Raw genomic sequence first — 18728 nt, 5'->3', positions numbered from 1 at the left:
TCGGGTTCGACTGCCTACGCGGTTGAACCTCGCTCGTTCCGAAGCGATGTAAAAAAATCCGGCTCGCACACCGCGAGCCGGATTTTTTGCGCTGTGTGGGAATGGGTGTCGCGTCACACGGTCGGATCGACGTTCGCCTCGAGTTCGCGAATACGCTCGTCATTGCGCGTGTCCTTCAGCACCGGCGGCCCGGCGAAGGACTTGCGCACGCCGAACCCGTACCAGATGACCATCAGCACGCCCACGAACGCGACGAGCACGTAGAGCACCTTCTCGTTCGGCGGCTGGATGCCGACGTACGCGAGCACGCACGCGCCCACCAGCGCGAGCAACGCGCACGGCTTCGACCAGATGCCCAGCTGGAACGGGCCCTTTTCGGTCCACGTGCGCCCTTCGGCGAGCATCCCGGAACCGATCGGCATCGCATACGAGATGAACAGGAACACGGCGCTGCCGGCGCTCAATACCGAGAACGCGTCGCCGTACAGCGTGACGACGATCGCGAGCACCGCGCACGTCCAGATTGCCGGGCCGGGCGTCCGGTGATTGTGATTCACGCTGCGCAGCAGCTTCGACGCCGGCAGCCCGCCGTCGCGCGCGAACGCGTACATCATCCGCGACGTCGACATGATCGCGGCGAGCCCGCACACATAGTTGATGAAGAACATCGCGAGCTCGAGGCAGACGCGCAAGGTCTTCGGGATCGGCGCGAGGATCGCTTCGAAGAAGCCGGTGCCCTGTTTCATCGCGGCGGTCAGGTCGGGCATGACCAGCACGAACGTGCACACCATCACGTAGCCGAACACCGCGGACCAGAACACCGAGCCGATGATGCCGCGCGGCACGTTCTTCGCCGCGTCGTGCGTTTCTTCCGACGTATGCGCGGACGCGTCGAAGCCCGTGATCGTGTAGGTCACCAGCAGCAGGCCGGACAGGAACGCGAGCGGCGTGGTCTGTTTCGGCCAGGCGCCGCCGTCGACGCCCGTGTAATTGGTGAAGGTGACGAGCCGATGCAGGTCGAACGCGACCGGCGAGTAGACCAGCAGCGACACGACCAGCGCGATCGTCACGACGAAGATCAGGTAGCCGGACAGGTCGGTGATCTTGCTCGCGATCCGGATGCCGCGTGCGTTCAGGATCGCCTGCGAAATCGTGATGACCGCGATGAACGCGGTCTGATGCCACCACGTCAGGCTGTCCGGACCGACGCCGAACATCGGAGCGATCAGCGTCTTGAAGAACGGATCGTAGGTGCCGAAGTTGATCGCCGCGATCACGAAGATCAGGCCGATCAGGTTGAGCCACGCCGTCATCCACCCCCATTTCTTCCCGCCGAGGATCGCGCCCCAGTGATAAAGGCCGCCGGCGGTCGGAAACGCGGACGCGATCTGCGACATCGACACGGCGACGATCAGCGCGAACAGCGAGCCGAGCGGCCAGCCGAGGCCGACCGATGCGCCGCCGGCCGCGGAAAACGCCAGTTGAAACGCGGTGATGCCGCCCGACAGAATGCAGATCACCGAAAACGACACGGCGAAGTTCGAGAAGCCGTTCATGCGTCTCGACAGCTCCTGCGCATATCCCATCTTGTGGAGGAGGTTTACGTCGCTGTCGGTACCTGCATCAGGCTGGATTTTCGCATCCATATTCGCTCCGTCACGTATGTCCTGCGAGGCAGGACCGTCATCGCTGCCCGGGCCCGGTGCTGCGGCCCGCTCCTGGAATTCGTCGGCGGGCACGCGCTGTCATGCATCGATGGCGGTCGCGTATCCGGTCCGATACGGGAACGGTATGAAGCCAAATCTCGCGGCGATATCGGATTTCGGCAATCCGGCGAAACTCCGGACGGGTGCACCGTTCGGGGGCATCGCGTGGCGGGCTGAATAGTTGTAAGGAATCCATGCGGATCGGGATGATCGGTACTTGCCGACAGGCGACAGCCGGGGAAAAGTGCGCTCCCTTGACGTCCGACATGGCCCGCAATCACCTTCTGAAGTCGACCGCGCCCCGTGTCGCAATTCCGTGAGTCGGCCCGGCAGGGAACCTGGAGCGGCCTACTCGGCTTGCTGCTTGCCGGGTTTCTGTCCGAACCGCGCACGGTAGTCGCGCGGCGATATCCCGACCCGCTTCGCGAATGCACGTTGCAGCGCATCCACGCTGCCGAACCCCGAGCGTTCCGCGACCCGTTCGAGCGGCCAGGCTGCCCGCTCCAGCAGCGCCTTTGCACGCTCGACGCGTGCGGCCAGCACGAATTGCGCAGGCGGGAGCCCCGTCTCCTTGAGGAAATTGCGCGCAAACGTGCGCTCGCTCATGTGCAGGCGCGCGGCCAGCGCGGCGACGCCGAGATCGCCGGTCGGGTCGTCGGCGATCGACGTGAGCAGCGCGCGCATCGGTGGCGTCGCGTTTGCGTGGATGTCGAGACCGACGCTGAACTGCGTCTGTCCGCCGGGACGGTGCATGAAAAGCACGAGCTCGCGCGCGACCGCGAGCGCGGTCGGCGCGCCGCAGTCGGCCTCGACGAGTGCGAGACACAGGTCGATGCCGGCCGTCACGCCGGCCGACGTATGAAACGGCGGATCGCTCACGTAGATCGCATCCGGCTCGACCCGCACGTCGGGGCAAAGCGCCTGCAGCGTCGCACACTGATTCCAGTGCGTGGTGGCGCGCTTGCCATCCAGCCATCCGCCCGCGGCGAGCACGAACGCGCCCGTGCAGATGCTTGCGATCCGCCGCGTGCCCGCGATCCGCGTGCGCAGCCAGGGCAGCACGCCGGCGTTCGACGCGGCGTGCCGCAGCGCCGCTTCGCTGCCGCCTGCGACGATGATCGTGTCGATGTGCTCGGGCAAGGCCGCAAGCGCGGTCGGGCCGGCAAGACGCAGGCCCGCGTGCGTGACGATGTCGTTGCCGTGTTGCGACGCGAGCGTGAGCCGATAGCGCGGGACATGCCCGGGAAGATGGCGGTTCGCGACCGCGAACACTTCCATCGGGCCGGTGATGTCGAGTGACTGGACGCCTTCGAAGCCGACGACGACGATGTCGCGTGCCGGACCGGTTGACTGGGGCATGGCGGAAAGTGCGGTGGAGTTGTCCTTGTGACCGCGTGCATGATCCTTGTAATTTTCCGCACATGCAATCGATTGACGCGGGTGGGCGATGCGGGAACGGAACAGAAACGGGGCGATGCGCGTGGCGGTGGCGCTGCTCGTATGCGCGGTGCTGGGCGCGTGCATGTCGGGGCAGTCGGGGCCGTCGGCCGCGCACGGCGCACGAACGGTCACGCAAACGCTGAGCGTGAACGCACCGAAGGCGGGCCGTACGCGGCCGCTCGTTGCGATCGTCGCGGACAATGCCGGAACTGAGACGACCGATTTCATCGTCCCGTACGCGATTCTGAAGACGTCGGGCGCGGCCGATGTCGTGGCCGTGTCGGCCGACGCCGGCGCGGTCGAACTGATGCCCGCGCTGCGGATCCTGGCCGATACGACGTTCGACCGGTTCGACGCGGACGTGCCCTCGGGCGCGGACGTCGTGATCGTGCCGGCCTTGCATCGTGCCGACCGGCCGGCCGTGCTCGCGTGGCTGCGCAAACAGGCCGCTGCCGGCGCCACGATGGTGGCGATCTGCGATGGCGCGGCGGTGCTCGCGAACGCCGGACTGCTGCGCGATCGCATCGCGACCGCGCACTGGTATTCGCGCGACGGGCTGCGTCGCCGTTTTGCCGATACGGCGTGGGTCGACGATCGCCGCTACGTGATGGACGGCAACGTGATGACGACGAGCGGCGTGTCGGCGTCGATTCCCGCGTCGCTTGCGTTGGTGAATGCGCTGGCGGGGCCGGTGGCCGCGCGCGAAACGGCACGCAACATCGGCGCGCACGGATGGAGCGACGTTCACGACGGCAGCCGCTTCGGGTTGACCGCGCGTGCCGTGGCGACCGCACTGACGAATCGCGTCGCGTTCTGGCGGCATCGGACCTTCGATCTGCCTGTCGCGAGCGGATTCGACGAACTCCCGGTTGCGCTCACCGCGGATGCGTGGGCGCGGACGTGGCGCAGCGACATTGTCGCAACGGCGGACGCGCGCGTGATCGAGTCGAAGCACGGGCTGCGCTTGCTGACGCAACCGGCCGATGCCGGCCACGCGCGCGTGACGATTCCGGACGGGCGGCGTGGCGAAGCGGTGCTGCCCGGTGTGCTCGGCGACGTCGCGGCGCGCTACGGCGACGCGACGTCGGACTGGGTGGCGCTGCAACTGGAGTATGCGAAGTAGCGGCTGCCGGGCTTGCGCGTTACCCGACGCAAACCGTGCCTCCGACGCCGGAAACGGCCCGAGCGGAATGATGTCCCGATCGACGAGGCCGGCCTGTGCCAGCGGACCTTCGCGCAGCACATCGCGCGCACTTTCCGCCGACTTGCATTCGGCGTTTGATCGCGACGCCCGGGCGGCCACGCGTCGAAACGTCGGTTTCGAGCGTGAACGTGGACGCGCGCGATGCTTCGTTACATGCGGGTTGCGCTCAGACCGTCGCCGTCCGCCGCGCCGTCAGCCGGTTCCACAGCATCCCGGCGCGGCTTCCGCTTCGACAATAGGCGAGCACCGGCTTCGGCAGCGCGTCGATCAGCGCGCCGAACGCGTCGACTTCCGCATCGCCGATCCGGTCGCGTTCGACCGGCAGATAGCGCGCGTCGAGGCCCAGTTCGCGCGCAGCGGCGGCGATTGCCTCGAATGCCGGTTGATCGGCGCTTTCGCCGTCCGGCCGGTTGCAGATCACCGCGCGAAAGCCGGCGCTGCGGATCGCTTTCAGGTCCGCCGGCGTGATCTGTCGCGACGCGGTGAACCCGGTCGCTGCCGCGGCCCGGCATTGCTCGAGCGCGCGCGCGAAACACGCGATCGCGAAATCGACGTCCTGTTCCGTCGTGAAGCGGCCGAAGCTGATCCGCACCGTGCGGCCCGCGGCTTGCTCGTCGAGGCCGATCGCGGTCAGCACGTGGGACGGCGCGCCGCTGGTCGAGTTGCATGCGGAGGTCGACGACACCGCGAGCGCATCGCCGAGCATGAACGGGAAGAAGCCCGGCACGTTCACCGTGAGGCTCAGCGTGTGCGGGATGCGGCGTGCCGCTGCCGCGTTGTGCGTGATGTCGCCGAGCGTGAGCAGCGCGTCCTTCAGGCGTGCGCTGAGTGCCGCGATCCGCGCGGCTTCGCGCTCGAGTTTTTCGGCGGCCAGTTCGCACGCCACGCCCATCCCGACGATCTGGTGCGTCGCGAGCGTGCCCGAGCGCAGGCCGCGCTCGTGCCCGCCGCCGTGGATCTGCGGCGCGATGCGCTCGGCGATCTCGCGGCGGACGAACAGCGCGCCGATACCCTTGGGGCCGTACACCTTGTGCGCGGACATCGACAGCAGGTCGATGCCGAGCGCGCGCACGTCGATCGGCGTCTTGCCGAGCGCCTGCGCGGCGTCGACGTGCAGCAGCGCGCCGGCCGCATGCACGATGCGCGAGATCGCGCCGATGTCGGTCAGCGTGCCGAGTTCGTTGTTGACGAGCATCAGCGACACGAGGCCCGTATCGGGGCCGATCGCCGCGGCCACGGCGTCGACGGTGATTTCGCCGTCGGCGGTGGATGTCAGGTAGGTCGCGGTCATGCCGCGCTTCGACAGGTTCGCCATCGTGTCGAGGATCGCCTTGTGTTCGAGGCGGCTCGTGACGAGGTGGCGCTTGCCGGTCGCGGCTTCCGCGTAGCCCTTCAGCGCGAGGTTGTTCGATTCGGTGGCGCCCGACGTCCAGACGATCTCGTCGGCCTCCGCGCCGATCAGCGCGGCGACCTGCGCGCGTGCGTGCTCGACCTTTTCCTTCGCGAGCCGGCCGGCGGCGTGCGAGCTCGACGCGGGATTGCCGAAGATGCCGTCGGCACCGAGGCAGGCCGTCATCGCTTCGATCACGCGGGGATCCGCGGGGGTGGTGGCTGCGTAGTCGAGGTAGTGCAGCGGAGTGGTATCGCTCATGTCCTTCTCTGGTTCTTTCTCGTCGGAATGGGAGAAATGATACGAGGGAGGACGGGGAAAAAGGATCCAAAGTTGGCTGGGAATTCAGCGTGATGTGGAATGACGTTTTATTTTGTCTTGATATTAGGGAATTTGTTTTCGTCCGGGCTGGGTGGGAGATCAGGAATTTGTCATACGGATGCCTGCGCGGCCAGGCGCCGCTGATGGGCGTTGCCCGGCTTGCCCGTGACGAATCGGATGTCCCTGAGCGCCCTGAGGGGGCGCGTCGATCACGTCAACTCGTCTTGATCGGGCTGATTCGATAAACGATGCGCGTCCTGCACCCAGGCATGCAGCGCTTGCTCATATTTTGTCGGGATCGTAATCGTGAGCGTGGTGAGGCGCGTGACGCTGCCCGGTAGTTCCAGATACCGCTGCCACGCCTTGCGAACGAGCTGCGACATCGCCGAGCGGTTGATGCTCAGTTCCGCGGCCAGCTCGCGCTGTGAGCGGCCCTTCACGAAAATCTCGTGCAGGGCCCACTGGTTCAACGGCTTGATCCGGGTATCTTGAAGCCGCAGCAGTCGGAACTGTTCGGCGCTCATGCGTCGTGTCTTCAGCATTCAGGTTCGCCCGGAGCTCGGAATGGAAGAAATCAGCGTCGCGCCGCATGAGGTCTTGTGACCGTCGAATGCGGCGGCCCGACCTTCGACGTTGAAGGCAGTGTCGCCAGCGGCAATCGTGCAGGCGCCGTGGATCGGACACGAACACGTGTCGCCGAAGCGCGCGACCGCGCGCCCCATGACCTTGCTGATGTCGGCGCCGGACTCGACCCGGCCGCCGTGGGTATGGCTGTCGCCTACCCGGATGATTCCTCGCATATGACTCGTCCTCTCGATGATTCGCTCGGCATCGGCGTTTTGCTCGCCACATGCCGCGGTGCCGGTTTGCATCACCACGAATAGCCTTGCATGCCGTAGTCGGTGTCGTGTCGACGTCCCCACCACGGGAGGTAAGCGTTGTTGCCGCCGCGTGCGCGGAACCAGTCCTTGGCGGGATCGATCGGCGTGAGCTTCGATGGTGGTCTGACGACGACCGCGACAGGGTGCTCGGGGTCGGTCGTGCCGGCGACCAAGGCGTTGCCGCCGAAGTGGTTGATTCGGCCGATTGCGAGTGCGACGTCGGTCAACGCGCTGCCGGTTCCCATGTCGCCGAGTAGGGCGGCTGTGTTGAACGTCTGATTCCTGTGGTCGTATTCCGGAAGGGTTTCCGTCAAGGTCTGCGCGAGCGAGACAACGCGTGACGACGCTGCGTCGCTGGGTACACCTGCGTCGTGGACGATGTAATTCAGGTCCGTGACCGCGACACCGGCATTGCGTGCTGCTTCGTCGATCGTGGCTTTCCATGCCTGCACGGCGCGCGTCGTGCCGACCTTCGGTGAAAACGCTTGCGTGTTGCCGGTTGCGGCCTTGCCGATCCATGCGAGCGGTTCGCGCTCGGTGTTGAAGTTCGGACCGGCGAGAAAAAGCACGACGAGGTTCTCGTTGATCTGCGCGTCCGTGGGCGGGAAGTTCGGGGCGTCCCAGTTCATCGCCCATACGGTCTTGTCGGGGTTTTTCTGCAAGTAGTCCAGCGCGTTGTTCAGCGACGTGAAGCCGGCGTTTGCGCCGCCCTGAGTGATTTGCACGTCGGGAGGCGTGCCGCGGCTCCACATCGTCGGGAAATGCCGGTTGCCGATCGAGAACGTCTTTCGGATCGAGTCTTGCAAGTAGGTTTGCGAGTCGTCGATTTCGAGTCGATTCGGAATGGCAAGTTCGACACGAATGCCCGCCAGTTCGCGCCAGTCATTTTTATTGGCCGGGCTCACCGTGTAGAAATATTTTGGATTGGATGCATAGCGGGAGCTAAGCAGCAGTGGAAATTCGTACATGTACTTGTGGTAGAAACCCTTGAATGTTTCCTTTCCACGATTGCCGTAAACCAACGCCCCAATCGACTGAAGCGTGGAAAATGACTTCGGGTCGGTGCGCACCATGTCGTCGTTCTTGTTCGGTGCGGCAAGCCCTTGCGTCCACAACAATTGCCATTCGGTCGGGTAGTCCATACGTTGCAATGGATTCAACCAAATCAGGCCGACCACCTGCGCGACGAATGGCTTGGCCGTCTCTTCAATTGCTAACGCTGCATTTCCTACAGGCTCCCGGGTAGATGTGGCATGTGCTGGACGCATCATGGCCGTTGTGAACAGAAACACCATAAGCGTGGCCAAGCCGGGTAATACACGGAATCGTTTCATTCAATCTCCTGTTGCGACGCGGCGATCACGTTGACATGCACCGCGTGCCGCCGCGCTGGTTTGCATCACCACGAATAGCCTTGCATTCCGTAGTCGGTGTCGTGTCGACGTCCCCACCAGGGGAGGTACGCGTTGTTGCCGCCGCGTGCGCGGAACCAGTCTTTGGCGGGATCGATCGGGGTGAGCTTCGACGGTGGTCTGACGACGACCGCGACGGGGTGCTCGGGGTCGGTCGTGCCGGCGACCAGGGCGTTGCCGCCAAAGTGGTTGATTCGGCCGATTGCGAGTGCGACGTCGGTCAATGCGCTGCCGGTTCCCATGTCGCCGAGTAGGGCGGCCGTGTTGAAGGTCTGATTCCTGTGGTCGTATTCCGGAAGGGTTTCGGTCAAGGTCTGCGCGAGCGAGACAACGCGTGACGACGCTGCGTCGCTGGGTACACCTGCGTCGTGGACGATGTAACTCAGGTCCGTGACCGCGACGCCGGCATTGCGTGCCGCCTCGTCGATGGTCGCCTTCCATGCCTGCACGGCGCGCGTCGTGCCGACCTTCGGTGAAAACGCTTGCGTGTTGCCGGTTGCGGCCTTGCCGATCCAAGCGAGCGGTTCGCGCTCGGTGTTGAAGTTCGGACCGGCGAGGAACAATACGACGAGGTTCTCGTTGATCTGCGCATCCGTGGGCGGGAAGTTCGGGGCGTCCCAGTTCATCGCCCATACGGTCTTGTCGGGGTTCGCCTGCAAGTAGTCCAACGCGTTGTTCAGTGATGTGAAGCCGGCGTTTGTGCCGCCCTGAGTGATTTGCACGTCGGGAGGCGTGTCGCGGCTCCACATCGTCGGGAAATGCCGATTGCCGATCGAGAACGTCTTTCGGATCGAGTCTTGCAAGTAGGTTTGCGAGTCGTCGATTTCGAGTCGATTCGGAATGGCAAGTTCGACACGAATGCCCGCCAGTTCGCGCCAGTCATTTTTATTGGCCGGGCTCACCGTGTAGAAATATTTTGGATTGGATGCATAGCGGGAGCTAAGTAAGAGCGGAAACTTGTACATGTACTTGTGGTAAAAACCCTTGAAAGTCTCTGTTCCGCGGTTGCCGTAAACGAGTGCCCCGATCGAGCGAAGGGACGAAAACTTTTCGGGTTTCGTGCGCACCATGTCATCATTTTTGTTCGGCGTAACAAGCCCTTGCGTCCACAATAATTGCCATTCGGTCGGGTAGTCCATACGTTGCAACGGGTTCAACCAAATCATGCCGACGACCTGCGCGACGAACGGCCTAGCGGGCTCTTCAGTCAATGACACTGCACTCTCTGTAGTTTCTGGCTCAGGCGCGGCTTGCGCGGGACGCATTAGTGCTGTGGTGAACAGAAACACCATGAGCGCAGCCAGGCCAGGTACAACAATGAAGCGTTTCATCCAATCTCCTATTTCCACATGTGCCGGATCGGGGTGCTCTACGTAAGCCATCAGCATGGCCATGAGCACGACGGTAATCAGCCATACCGAAACGGCAATAGCGACACGTCGTGGCCATGTAGCGATTAGCACCTTCAAATCACACCCCCGACCTTCAAATAAAGTTCTCCTTCACGTTGATCCACGATCGCGCCGGGAATATTTCCTTCGCTGCCATCGGTCTGTACCCATTCATGCAGCGGCAAGTCGTCGAATTTTCCGCGTGAAAAATATTCGTAATACTTCTTGTTTGGATTGTCATCCGGAATACCTTCACCCATCCGCCAGTCCGCCTCGATGCGCAAGTCGTAGAGTTGTTCGGGCGTGATGTAGCACAGGCCCACCGCAACGTCGTAAGCAAGCGCTTTTTCGGCATGCTCGGGATTGGTCATCGTCGTGGAGTGATTCGTCGGGCTATTGGTCGCACCGCGATCGAGCCAATCGACGATCTGCTTGTCGCGCCAATCCTTGTAGCCTTCGGGCATCGCGCTTTTGCCGTCCTCGCCGATCACGTGGCCGTCGCCGTCGAGCCATTCGGTGTTCAACGTCCGGCGCGCTTCCATTCGCATCAGCGCGCGGTCCTCGTAACGCTGTCCGGCTTCCGTTGAGGCCGTACCTCGGGCGACACTGTCGTGGTTCTTCGCCTTGTACTGGTCGTAGGGGTCGTCGGCTCGCTTTTCTGCATCGGTCTTGTTCGCATCGCGCCACGCGGCCGGCGGATCGTTGCCTTCGTTGAAATCACTGATCGCGTCGCCGTCCGTGGTTTCGACTGGCTTGCCGAATCGCAAGGCCTTCGGCGGGAAAGGTTCGTCAAGCGCCGGGGCATCCGCCACCACTGTCCAGCCCTTCGGCGGATCGGCGTTCACGCGGAGCATGTTCAATGCCGAACTGATGCCGGTCACGACGAACATGAGTGGCGCGGTCACGAGCGTCGCCGCCATGCCCAGAACCGATTCATTTCCCTTGATCGCGCCGACGAGATTGAATTTGGCCGGCGGCGACGGCGGATACCAGAACCCCGGCTTCGTTCCTTGCTTTCCATGTCGCCAATCGTCTTCCCAGTATCGGTACGGTTTCTTCACGCCAACCGGAAAACCGGAAGCAAAGACCCGTTGCGTCAGGATGCCGGCTGCCCCGATATCGTCGAGTTCGTGCTTGCTGATGCCGCGCCAGCCGATCCCTTGAACCGTCACCGCCGAAATCACCTGATCGTGCGGGCAGCAATATGCGGTGACGCGGCCATATGTCGATTCATTCAGCCCGTGCCTCGCGCGATCCTCTTGCGCCGCATAAGACCGATTGCTCGTCGGCGATACCCGCTCGTTTTCCATGTCCTCATCGATTTTGTCGGCAGGTTGTTCGTATGCTTTTCGAGCACCGATGATCGACAGGAATGTGCCGAATGTCTTCGTGCGCGCCACGTAGGTTTGTCGTCCACGCCGGCCGCTGCCGTCCTTCGTCGCGCGTTGCGACCAGGTATCCATGAACGTATCGGATTTGTATGGGCCGTCTGCGTTCGCCAAGCTATATGGTGCGTTCGCCAGCACGTAGGCGTCTGCCACGCAGCGGCCCGAGCGCCCCCACGGATCTTCGACATCGGGGAATGCGTCGCCGAAGAACGCCGCCGTGAGGCCCACGATGTTGCCCTGGCTATGGCATACGACGGTAATCGGGACATCGGCCTGCATGCTTCGGATCGACTCGATCAGTCTGGCCAAGCGCAACGCGGCGAGTACGCCATACGCACGAGGCGGCGCGCGATACAGCGGACGATTGGTCGGATTGATGCCTTGCACGGTCATCCACCCCATCGTTCGATCATCCAGCCCGCCGTGCCAAAGATCGGGCAGACTGGCGCAGCCATTCGTGAACGGGCCGCCGCCCCAATAGTCCTTCTCGTTCAGGAAGATCTTGTCGCCGTACTCCTTCAGTTCCGCAGCAGTCGCGCGATAGCCCCAGCGGAAATGAATGACGGGCGAGAACGACGGATCGGGCTTGATGTAGTTGTCTGCCAGCAAATCAGGGTTCAAGAACCCATCCGGCGTCACACTCTCCGTGTATTTCGCGGGCGTCAACTGTCCGGCGTCGATACCGTGATACATCATCTGATCGTCCAGACGCCCGAGCCTGCGATTCAGGCCTTTGCACAGCCCATCCTCCGACGCCTCGAACCATTCGCCTTCGGAATTCACCCCATGCACGAAGATCACGATACCGGGCAAGGGCAATTGCTTGATGCAGATGAGTGGCGTGTTCTTCGCGAACATCGTCACGCCTTCGCCCCGGCCGACGACGATCGGCGGCGGTGCCGGCCGCGACATAGCTACGTCGTCAGCATCGACTTTCACCGCAGGTTGGTCGCGATGAGCAGTCGCCATCAGCGGCGGGTCAAGAAATGAATCAGTCATGCAGATTCCTTCGCGATCCTATGTATTGTTTTTGATGAACTGCACCGCCAGTCTCTCGAACTGGTCAGCATCGACGGCCGGAAGTTGGCCGGCCGCATCGCTCGACAAGTTGGATAGCGGTCCGGACGGCCTTTTGACCTCGCCCTCGAATCCCGCAGCCGCGTTGCCGTCGGTGGATCGGACCAACCTAGGTACGCGGCCAAGCGTGTCCTGACCAAACTTCGGCATGTCCGCACTCATGCTCGCAGGCCCGTCCCACACATGCCCCGCTGACTTCACCGTGAATGTCCCCGGACATCCCAGCTCGATATCCCCGCCGCGCAGCTTGAGATACGCGCCACCGGACGTGACGAACACGACTTCATCGCTCGCCGTGCCGACGAGGTTTCCGCCACTGGCCGTCAACTGAAGGTTCTTCGCCGAATCGACCTGCGTATCGTCGTGCTGCGATTGAATCGTGACCTTCCCGTGATTCGCGATCGCCGACACGCCGTCGCCGTGCGCGAACATCGCAACGCCACGACCGGCATGCAGCTTGATGCGCTCGCCGCTGCTGACCTGAACGTGTTGCTGCGCGATCTGATCGATGTTCTCGCCCGCATACATGACGTGCGTCCTGGGCGTGACGTTGAGCGACCCCGACTGCGCGCCGAACGCGATCAACGCGGGCGCATCGCCGGTCGCACCGGGCCGTGCACCGTCAGGCGTCCAGTTGCGGAACGCATCAGCGACGTTGTCCTGACCGGCGGTATCGGCCGACTGTCCGCCATGCTCGCCGGCATAGTCGCCGAGCGATTTGAACAGCGCCGTGCATTCGTCGAGCAGCCGAATCAGTTCGTCTCGATCGAGCTGACCGCCCGTGGCCCGTGCGCGCGCATAGGTCGACAACAGGATGCCCTGCGCCGCGCGCAGTGCCGCGGCGGCGTCGGTGCGCAGCTCGGCACCTTCGCCGCGATCCTTCCCGTGTCCGTTTTCGCGCGGCTGCGTCAGATAGCCGAGATTCAGTTGGGTATGCGCGTGTTCGCTCGCCAGCTGCGCCGAGATTTGCGACGGCGTATCGTCGAGACGAAGCTGGTTGTAGCGCCGGCCGTTGATTTCCTTGGTCTTGATGCCCGACAGGAAGCGGTTGCCGGGGAGCGCGCCCGTATGGGTGAACGTCACGGGCGGGTTCGCGCCGTTGCTCAGTACTCCGATGATGACCAGCCGGTCCGGGTCACCGGACAGACATCCCAGCAGCACTTCCATACCGACGCGCGGCAGGAAGAGCGCGCCGAAGTTGCCGCCCGCGAGGCTTGTTCCGACGCGAATCGGCGCACTGTCGCCGGCCCGGCCGTTCGTTCCGGCGCCTTGCGCGTGTGCATGATCGGCCGGATCGTGCCCGTGGATCAGCACGCGCACGCGGCCGGCCTCGTCGCAAAACACTTCCTCGCCCTGGGCGCCGACGATCGTGCCGGTCAGCAGGTGAACCGGCGGTACATCGATCTTCGGATCATAGGCGGGCTTGAGCGGCACGCCGCGTCGCACGCACGTGAAACGGTTTTCATAGCGCGTGTCGGTTTGCTCCGGCAGATCGACAGGTGCCGGCGCAGCCGTTTGCGCGAGGTTCCGGCTCGCCGCGAACAACGTGTGCGCACGGCCCGCGAGCGGCTTCGGCAGGTTGTTCCAGATATCGTGCCGAACCGACGTGACGACAAACTGGCGACGGTCGGCCGGCCGCATGTCCAGCTCCGGGTCGCCCGTCAGCGTGAACCAGTGGCCGACGGGCAGGTCGCGTACGCTGCTGATTCCGTCGTAACGCTCGGCTTCGAACTGATGCGCCAGTATCCGGTCGCGCGTGATGCGATCGTGATCGCGCCATGAGTCGCCGACGTGCGGGATGTCGATCGCGACGTCGGTCAGCAGGCGCGCAAGGTCGTTCCCGGCCTCGCCCTGGTCAAGGTCCGTGACAGCGCTGGAGTCGTCCGCACGAGCTGGCTTGTAGTCCCAGGACGCGCGGCGGACCTGGCCGGGAGACACGCTCTGGCAGTGCGCAAAAAGCGTCACCGTGTCGCGTTGTTCGGTTCCGGCGTCGCGCGGGTGAAGCCGCAGCGTACCGGCCGGCGCTTCCTTCAGGCGATGCGGGTCGTCGCAAAACACGAGCGTATGAACCGGCCACGCGTCGTTCATGCCGCGCGTGCTTCCGGCCGGCTCGGCCTTTGCGAAGACCGTGATGCCTTCCCGACGCAGCAGACGCCGGATGAAACGAGCGTCCGACTCGTTGACCTGCCGCGTGAGTTCGCGCACCGGATAGCGATCGGCCTGCAATCCGGACAGGTCGAAATCGAATGCGCGCGCGAGTGCGTGGCTGCGCAGTTTCCACTCGTTCATCAGCGTCGCGAGAATCTCCGTCACGTGGCGCGATCGGAATACGCGGGCGTTGGTGCGACGGTCCATCAACGACAGCGCGTCACACACGTGCAATTGATAGACGGTCAGTTCGCCGTCGGATTGACCGGTTCGCACTTCGCGCACGATCGCATTGATCGCACGCGTACTGCCGCGGTCGGTCGTCAGCCGGACCGATACGGGCAGGCCGAGAAACAGCGTCGGTGACAGATGATCGTGGCTCGACACGCAGGTCAGTTCGCCGTCGATGCCGGACATCAGGCCTTCGCGGATATCGGCGTGATGGAGCGCAAGCAAGTGGCCGACCGCGCGCTGCGCCCGGCCGAAATGGAGATCGACGGGGCGCGTGCTCCCGTCGGTCAGACTGGTCGCAAATTCCCGAAATGTTCTTGCTATCGACATCGCCATAATCTCATTGCTTTGTTATTGATTGGGATTTGTTTGAAATGTGGTCCTGTTTGAATTAAGGAAATCGGCTCGAAAATTCGCGTCGAGAATATCAAGCTTGCCGGTATTGATAAATGTATTTTTGTTTTTGTGTGTCTAGATGGTTGGTTCGAAACGGTATTTTTCTTTTTCGGCGATTTGGATGGTTTTTAAAAGTCTTGTATTGATCGGCGAAAAGGGCGGGTGCAAGGTGTTCTGTCAGATTGTGTGGTTGTCGTGTGGGCTGTTTTATTTAAATAAAATCGATTAACGGTCTTTGGGGATCAGATCCGTCTGATATCGAAGAAAATGGCGGCGTATTGCGTTGACGAAAAACGTATGGATGGATTGCTTCGTGCCCGCTCGGAGCACATCGGCCGGTTGCCGGTCTTGTCATTCGCCGCCTCCTGATCAGCGCGCGGCCGGGCGGTGCGCCGAACCGCGTTCATCGGTCGCGCAAGCGGCGTCGCGTGCGGGCATCGCTGATGTCTATGAGGGATTCCCCCGTAACCCTCAACCAAGCGCCGCTTCGGCGCCGCGCCCCCTTCCGCGGCGCTTCTCCTTCGACCTTCCCCGCCTGCCGCGCCCGATTATTTGCGTTTCGCGAATGGCGCGTTCGCCGGTTGTTCCATACCCGATCTGCATCCGCGCACCTATCGTTCGGGCGTCGGCTGATTGAATTCGACGCCTGCAACCGGAAAGAAGCCGGACAGGCGGCCGCCACTTCCTCGCGACTCACGTCGCGTCGCACACCCAAGACAACGGACCTGGCTGATGCGCGGACGCCCCGGCGCGCGCAAGCGGACCGATCCACGGAGACAGACATGAAAGCAAACGAGTGGGATACCTCCTATGAGTGGAAGGCGGTGACGCTGCTGGCGCTCGGCTTCGGCCTGGTCGGCCTCGACCGCTGGCTGATCGCGCCGCTGTTCCCTTCGATCATGAAGGACCTGCACCTGAGCGCGCAGGACGTCGGCAACTGCATCGGCGTGCTCGGCCTGTCGTGGGGTATCTTCGCGGCGCTGATGGGCGGCATCTCCGACAAGATCGGCCGCCGCAAGGTCCTGATCCCCGCCATCATCGTGTTCTCGCTGCTGTCCGGCTTCTCGGGCCTCGCGGGCGGCTTGCTCGGCCTGATCGCGATCCGCGGGCTGATGGGCGTCGCCGAAGGTTCGTTCTGCCCGACCAGCTTCGCGGCCACCGCCGACGCGTCGCACCCGCGGCGGCGCGGCCTGAACCTCGGGCTGCAGCAAAGCGGCTTCGCGCTGTTCGGGCTGGCGCTGTCGCCGATCATCGCGACCCAACTGCTCAACGTCGTGTCGTGGCGCTGGGTGTTCGCGCTCGTGGCGATTCCCGGGCTGATCCTCGGCGCGATCATGTTCTTCGTGATCCGCGAACCGAAGCGCACGAAGGAGGTCGTGTCGGAGCACGCGCCGGCATCGCTCGGCCATGTGCTCAAGAGCCGCAACATCCTCGTCGCGATGGCCGCGCTGTGTTGCGCGATGACCGGCGTGTTCGTGCTCGGCGCGCTGCTGCCGCTGTACCTGACGGATTACCTTGCGCTCGGCACGCAGAAGATGGGCCTCGTGGTGTCGGCGATCGGCTTCGGCGGCTTTCTCGGGCAGTTCGGGCTGCCGGGCCTGTCCGACGTGGTGGGCCGCCGCCTCGCGAGCATCGCGGGCTTCGCCGGCACGGCGGTGATGCTCTACATCTTCCGTGGCCTCGGCCCGCAACCGGTCATACTGTTCGTTGTCCTGTTCGTCGCGTCGTTCTTCACGCTCGGGCTGGTGTCGCTGCTGTCGGGCCCCGTCGCGACCGAAGCCGCGCCCGTCGGCCTCGTGTCGACGTCGATCGGCGTGGTGGTCGGTTGCGGCGAGATCTTCGGCGGCGGCATCGCGCCGGCGATGGGCGGCTACGTTGCCGCGCACTTCGGGATCCAGAACATTCTGTGGCTGCCGATGGGGGCGGTGCTGCTCGGCATCGTGGTCAGCCTGCTGCTGCGGGAGACGGCCCCGGCCGTGCTGCAGCGCCGCGTGGGCGTGCAGCCGGAGCTGTCGGCGGGCAAGCAGCCGTAACGTGCCGCACGGCCGTACCTATTCCCGGTGGTCGGCGGCCGGCGGGATTGACACCCGTCAGGTGACAGTGTGACGCGTTCCGCATGATCCACCCGGCCGGCAGGTGCGGTTAGACTGCCGGTTTGGCTTTCGGGAAAGGTGCGGCATGGACCGGTTTCTGAGCATCGAGGCATTCGTCAGGGTCGCGGAGGCGAGCAGCTTCGCGGAAGCGGCGCGGCAGCTTGGGGTCACCAGTTCGGTCGTGACGAACCGCATCCAGCAGCTGGAGAAGTTCGTCAACGCGCCGCTGTTCCATCGCAGCACGCGCCACGTGCGGCTGTCCGAAGTGGGCGAGACCTTCTATCGCGAATGCGCGGAGGTCGTGGGGCGCGTCAACGAGCTGACCGACCAGATGCGCGAGCTGCGCGCGACGCCGACCGGGCGGCTGCGCATCCAGATGCTGCCCGGCTTCGCGCTCGATCACTTCGGCGTGCCGCTCGCCGAATTCAATCGCCGCTATCCGGGCATCCAGCTCGACATCATCGTCAATGACCGTGTCGTGGACCCTGTCGAAGAAGGGTTCGACATCGCGTTCCAGATCTTTCCGCCGATATCCGAGTCGCTGATCGAGCGGCGCCTGTTCGTGGTCCGACGCCTGTTCTGCGCGTCGCCGGCCTACCTCGATGCGCATGGTGCGCCACAACATCCGCGCGAATTGCTGCAGCACACCACGGCGCTGTATTCGGGTTATCCATCACGTAACCGCTGGACGCTGACGCGCGGCGACGAGGTCGTCGAAATGGAACTGCCGGGCATGATCCGCTCGAACTCCGTGCACTTGCTGCGCGAGTACGCGCTGACGGGCGGCGGCGTCGTGTGCCTGCCCACGCTGGTCGCGAGCGACGCGCTCGTCGCGGGCCGGCTGGTGCCCATCCTCACCGACTTCCAGATCGCGCCGCTGAGCTTCGCCGCCGTTTATCCCGCAACGCAGCGACAGGCGTTGAAGGTGAAGGCGCTGGTCGAATTCCTCGTCGAATACATCGGCGACGAGTCGCCGTGGGATCGTCCGCTGCTGGAGCGCGGCTGGGTTCGTTGAGCGCAGCGATTATTCGCGAAACGCAAATGCCGTAGTCGCGCTCCGTTGCCTTGTTGACGGGCGGCGTCGCCCCTAAAGTTGAATCCAACAAGCGGTTCAACTCAGGAGACAGCAATGACCGACACGGCATTCCACACCGTCTTTGGCGCGCTCGACAGCCATACCAAGGGCGAGATCGAAATCACCAGCGGCAGCGCAAAACACTACGCGTTCTCGAACGTCTTCGAGATCGCATCGAAGTCGGCGCCCTACGAGAAGGTCGTCGCCGGCAAGAACCTCGAATACGTGATCGAAGTGCTGCGCACCGACGGCCAGTCGCCGTGGTTCGCGTGCGCGCACGACGAGTTCGCGATCCAGATGGATGGCGAAGTCCGCATCGAATTCATCAAGCTCGACAACCCGCCGGCCACCGGCCGCGGCACCGTGAGCGCCGGCACGCAGCCGGCGGGCCGCGAGATGGGCTACGTCGTCCTGCGCAAGGGGCATCAGGCACTGCTGCCCGCCGGCTGCGCGTATCGCTTCGCCGCCAGCAAGCCGGGCGTCGCGCTCGTGCAGACCGTGCTCGGCGAGCTGTCCGTCGAGAAGTGGGCCGACATCTGCCTGCACTGATCCATCCGGGCGCCCCGATCAAATAT

General features: G+C 63.9%; 14 protein-coding genes. 5 read left to right on the top strand and 9 right to left on the bottom strand.

What is annotated here, in order from left to right; all coding sequences use genetic code 11:
* Positions 1-113: 113 nt before the first annotated feature.
* Positions 114-1646, bottom strand: a complete 1533-nt coding sequence (locus tag U4Y91_RS01625) for an amino acid permease (protein ID WP_321802789.1) — start codon at positions 1644-1646, stop codon at positions 114-116.
* A gap of 408 nt (positions 1647-2054) precedes the next feature.
* Complete coding sequence (locus U4Y91_RS01620) at positions 2055-3065, bottom strand: GlxA family transcriptional regulator (protein WP_321802788.1); 1011 nt, start codon at positions 3063-3065, stop codon at positions 2055-2057.
* A gap of 88 nt (positions 3066-3153) precedes the next feature.
* Between U4Y91_RS01620 and U4Y91_RS01615 the strand changes: the two genes are divergently transcribed.
* Positions 3154-4269: a DJ-1/PfpI family protein gene (locus U4Y91_RS01615; RefSeq protein ID WP_321802787.1), complete on the top strand. Its 1116-nt coding sequence runs from the start codon at positions 3154-3156 to the stop codon at positions 4267-4269.
* Positions 4270-4516: 247 nt separating this feature from the next.
* Here the strand turns inward: U4Y91_RS01615 and U4Y91_RS01610 are convergent, their stop codons facing one another.
* The 7 genes from U4Y91_RS01610 to U4Y91_RS01580 all read right to left on the bottom strand — a co-directional run bounded on the left by U4Y91_RS01610 (position 4517) and on the right by U4Y91_RS01580 (position 14814).
* Entirely contained in the window at positions 4517-6001 is a 1485-nt protein-coding gene (locus U4Y91_RS01610; RefSeq protein WP_321802786.1) for an aminotransferase class V-fold PLP-dependent enzyme, read from the bottom strand.
* A gap of 269 nt (positions 6002-6270) precedes the next feature.
* On the bottom strand, positions 6271-6585 hold the full coding sequence (locus tag U4Y91_RS01605; RefSeq protein ID WP_321802784.1) for a TrfB-related DNA-binding protein: 315 nt from the start codon (positions 6583-6585) through the stop codon (positions 6271-6273).
* An 18-nt stretch (positions 6586-6603) separates the two neighbouring features.
* Positions 6604-6861, bottom strand: a complete 258-nt coding sequence (locus tag U4Y91_RS01600) for a PAAR domain-containing protein (protein WP_321803156.1) — start codon at positions 6859-6861, stop codon at positions 6604-6606.
* Positions 6862-6932: 71 nt separating this feature from the next.
* Positions 6933-8276: a virulence factor gene (locus tag U4Y91_RS01595; RefSeq protein WP_321802782.1), complete on the bottom strand. Its 1344-nt coding sequence runs from the start codon at positions 8274-8276 to the stop codon at positions 6933-6935.
* Positions 8277-8341: 65 nt separating this feature from the next.
* Positions 8342-9685, bottom strand: coding sequence for a virulence factor (locus U4Y91_RS01590; protein WP_321802781.1), 1344 nt, complete (start codon positions 9683-9685; stop codon positions 8342-8344).
* Between the two features lie 134 nt (positions 9686-9819).
* Positions 9820-12132, bottom strand: a complete 2313-nt coding sequence (locus tag U4Y91_RS01585; RefSeq protein ID WP_321802780.1) for a hypothetical protein — start codon at positions 12130-12132, stop codon at positions 9820-9822.
* 18 nt (positions 12133-12150) lie between these two features.
* Positions 12151-14814, bottom strand: coding sequence for a type VI secretion system Vgr family protein (locus tag U4Y91_RS01580; RefSeq protein WP_321803154.1), 2664 nt, complete (start codon positions 14812-14814; stop codon positions 12151-12153).
* Between U4Y91_RS01580 and U4Y91_RS01575 the strand changes: the two genes are divergently transcribed.
* From U4Y91_RS01575 to U4Y91_RS01560, 4 genes are all read left to right on the top strand, one after another.
* Complete coding sequence (locus tag U4Y91_RS01575) at positions 14728-14979, top strand: hypothetical protein (protein WP_321803172.1); 252 nt, start codon at positions 14728-14730, stop codon at positions 14977-14979. The genes U4Y91_RS01580 and U4Y91_RS01575 overlap by 87 nt on opposite strands.
* Positions 14980-15767: 788 nt before the next feature.
* Positions 15768-17018 (top strand): MFS transporter, encoded by a 1251-nt coding sequence (locus tag U4Y91_RS01570; protein WP_321802778.1) that lies wholly within the window; start codon positions 15768-15770, stop codon positions 17016-17018.
* A gap of 145 nt (positions 17019-17163) precedes the next feature.
* A complete protein-coding gene (locus U4Y91_RS01565; protein ID WP_044848336.1) occupies positions 17164-18093 on the top strand; it encodes a LysR family transcriptional regulator in 930 nt (309 codons plus the stop codon).
* 114 nt (positions 18094-18207) lie between these two features.
* Positions 18208-18702 (top strand): hydroxyquinol 1,2-dioxygenase, encoded by a 495-nt coding sequence (locus U4Y91_RS01560; protein ID WP_321802777.1) that lies wholly within the window; start codon positions 18208-18210, stop codon positions 18700-18702.
* The last annotated feature ends 26 nt before the right edge of the window (positions 18703-18728 follow it).

The organism is Burkholderia sp. BCC1993, assembly GCF_905339865.1.
In the GTDB taxonomy this organism is placed as follows: Bacteria; Pseudomonadota; Gammaproteobacteria; order Burkholderiales; family Burkholderiaceae; genus Burkholderia.
Note: the sequence above shows the minus strand (reverse complement) of the source record. Positions and strands in the feature narration are given on the sequence as shown.